Annotated in this window: 2 protein-coding genes; one reads left to right on the top strand and one right to left on the bottom strand. The window is 71.8% G+C overall.

The annotated features are described in order from the left end of the window. Positions 1-124 precede the first annotated feature (124 nt). The gene (locus ABT300_RS42615; protein ID WP_351688143.1) at positions 125-1939 is read right to left on the bottom strand and encodes a S8 family peptidase; all 1815 of its coding nucleotides are present in this window, start codon (positions 1937-1939) and stop codon (positions 125-127) included. A gap of 371 nt (positions 1940-2310) precedes the next feature. Between ABT300_RS42615 and ABT300_RS42610 the strand changes: the two genes are divergently transcribed. Beyond that, positions 2311-3211: lytic polysaccharide monooxygenase auxiliary activity family 9 protein (locus tag ABT300_RS42610; protein ID WP_351688140.1), on the top strand; the 901-nt coding region annotated here is incomplete at its 3' end.

Raw genomic sequence — 3211 nt, 5'->3', positions numbered from 1 at the left:
ACCCCGATTTTTTTGTGTGGTTGTGTGTTTTTCTGAGGTGTGCTCTTCCTATCTGTAACACACCCGGGCCGGCCCGCCCGCAGGCCTTCGGTTCGTCGCCCGCGGCGACGAACGGAAGTCGTTCCTAGAAGGTCAGCTTCCAGCTGTTGAGCTTGCCCGTGTCCTGTGCGGCCGTGTCCTGCACGCGCAGCTTCCACGTGCCGTTGGCGGTCTCGCTGGAGGCGTTCACCGTGAAGGTGGTCACGACGTCGTCCGCCGAGTCGGAGGAGCTGGCCGCCTTCAGCCGGTAGGCCGTGCCGTCGGGCGCGACGAGGTCGATCACCAGGTCGCCGCGGTAGGTGTGGGTGATGTCCACGCCGACCTGGAGGGCGGAGGGGGCGTTGCCCGTGCGGCCGGTGACGGCGATCGAGGACTCGACGGCGGAGCCGTTGTCCGGGATCGCCAGCGCGGTCGTGTTGGAGAAAACGGTTCCCCCCGTGGAGCCGCCGCCGGAGCCGCTCACCGCCTGCACCGTCTTGGCCGCGTCGGCCAGACCCGCGCCGCAGCCGCCGGAGCAGGCGCCGGGCAGCGGGCGGGCGTTGCTCTTGATGGCCGACTCGATCTGCGCCGGGGTCAGCGAGGGGTTCGCCGACTTCATGAGCGCGACCAGGCCCGCGATGTGCGGGGTGGCCATGCTGGTGCCCTGGTAGTAGGCGTACGACTCGCTCGACGGCGTCTTCGTGCCGGAGTTCAGCGTGGAGAGGATGCCGTTCGCGGTGCCGGTGCTGGTCTGGCCGCCGGGCGCCGAGATGTCCACGAGGGAGCCGAAGTTGGAGTACGACGCCTTCGCGCCGCTGCGGTTGGTCGCGGCGACCGAGATGACGTTGTTGCAGTTGCCCGGGTTGTGGTTCGCGACGTTGTCGCTCTCGTTGCCCGCGGCCACGACGACGGTGGTGCCGCGGTTCACGGCGCCGGTGATGGCGCTCTGCGTCGCCGCGGAGCAGGCTCCGTCGCCGCCGAGGCTCATGTTGATGACCTTGGCGACGTTGGAGTTGGCGGGAACACCGGAAACGGTTCCGCCGGACGCCCAGGTGATGGCGTCGATGATGTCGGAGTCGTAACCGCCGCACTTGCCGAGCACGCGGAGCGGGGAGATCTTCGCGCCGTACGCGATGCCCGCGACGCCCTTGCCGTTGTTCGTGACGGCGGCGATGGTGCCGGCCACGTGCGTGCCGTGCCAGGAGGAGGTGCTGGCGGGGATGCCCGAGCCGCACTCGTTGGCGTTGTACCAGTCGCCCGGGTCGGCCGGGTTGGAGTCACGGCCGTCGCCGTCGACGGAGACGGCGGTGTCGGAGACGAAGTCGTAGCCGCCGACGATGTTCGCGGCGAGGTCGGAATGCGCGACGTAACCGGTGTCGATGACGGCGACCGTCACGCCCGCACCCGTTGAGGTGTCCCACGCGCCCGGCACGTTCATGCCGGCGGTGGACTCGAAGAGGTCCCACTGCTTGGCGTACTCGGTGTCGTTCGGGTCGACGGCCTGGGGCTTGTTCAGGCGGTCCGGGACCACGTAGGCGACCTGCGGGTCGGCCTTGTAGCGGGCGACGACGTCGGCGACGTCCGCCTTCGTGAGGTCCTCGCCCAGGTCGATCAGGGCGGCGCCGGTGCCGAGGCGGCGCTGGAAGTCGACGTCCTCGCCGGCCTCCTTGCCCTTGGCGGCGGCGTCGGCCTCGGCGGCCGGGTTGGACGTGGCTTCGGCGACGCCGGACCTGTAGCCGACGATGAGGCGCTCGGCGGGGGCCCCGGGCGCGGCCTCGGTCTGCGCAGCGGGGACGTCGGAGGCCGCGGAGGCGGAGTCCTGGACGGCGACGGCCGAGGCGGTCGAGGCAGCGGTGAGCAGGGCCGCGGAGACCGCGGCGACGGATATGAGCTTCCGTCTCAAGGCAGGGGAGGTGCGCAAGAGCGTGCCTTTCGGTGGCCGGCTCCGGACAGGGCGGAGCGGCGGTCGATTCGCTTCGGCGTCGAAGCGGCGGGGGGTGAATCGAAGAGCAGCGCGGAAGGCCGGCCGGCGCGCGGGGAGCCGATCCGCTCGGGGTCACCTTTGGTTCGGCTGTGAACGAACGATAGGCAAAGGAACGGTCACGCGGATACAGGGGAAACCCTCGACCCGGCGGCCGCTCCCCCGCGGTGCGCGCGATCGGCCGGTGATCGACCGATTTGGCGTGGTGGTACAGGCCAATGGGGCTCTGCGCGCAGGCGGGTTGAACGCGGGCGGCCGCCTTCCCGTACTGACGGCAGACCGTTCCCGCGCCGGCCGAGGAGACGTCCCCGATGCCCCGCACGACCGCACACCGCACCGCGGCGCTGGCCAGCGCCGTCGCAGCGCCGTTCCTGCTGGGCCTGTGGGCCGCCGGACCGGCCCAGGCGCACGGCGCGCCGACCGACCCGGTCAGCCGGGTGTACGCCTGCTCGCCCGAGGGCGGCGCCGACGCCGGGTCGGCGGCCTGCCGTGCGGCCGTCAGGGCCAACGGCACGTCCTTCGCCGCCTGGGACAACCTGCGTGTGGCCGACGTGAACGGCCGTGACCGGCAGACCGTGCCCGACGGGCGGTTGTGCAGCGGAGGCCTGGCCGCGTACCGGGGGCTCGACCTGGCCCGCGCCGACTGGCCGTCCACGCGGCTGAAGCCGGGGGGCACGTTGCGGCTGACGTACGCCTCGACGATCGCGCACGAGGGCACCTTCAAGCTGTATCTGACCAAGCCGGGGTACGACCCGTCGAAACCGCTTACCTGGTCCGATCTGCCGGAGCGCCCGTTCGCCGAGGTGCGGAACCCGGCGTTGACGAACGGCGCCTACCGTTTCACCGCGAAGCTGCCCGCCGACCGGACGGGACGTCAGGTGCTGTACACGATCTGGCAGAACAGCAGCACGCCCGACACGTACTACTCGTGCTCGGACGTGGTGTTCCCGCAAGCGGTTACGGAAGGAAAGACGGACAGCAAGCCCGGGACCCGTACGCCTGCCGCTGCGGCGACGCGCACGGCGTCCTCGAGTCCGAGCGGCAGTGCGGGTCCGACGGCGAGCCCGGTGTCCGCCGGCCCTTCGGCGTCGGCCGCCTCCGACGGCACGCCGGCCCAGGCCGTCGCGGCGCCGCGGAGCACTCCGGTGGCCTCGGACACGGGCGGCTCGGGGCCGTCCGCGCCCATGGTGGCGGGCGGCGCCGCGGCGGTGC

The sequence above is a fragment of the Streptomyces sp. NPDC001027 genome, assembly GCF_040299045.1.
GTDB lineage: Bacteria > Actinomycetota > Actinomycetes > Streptomycetales > Streptomycetaceae > Streptomyces.
This window is presented reverse-complemented; position numbering and strand designations above follow the sequence as displayed.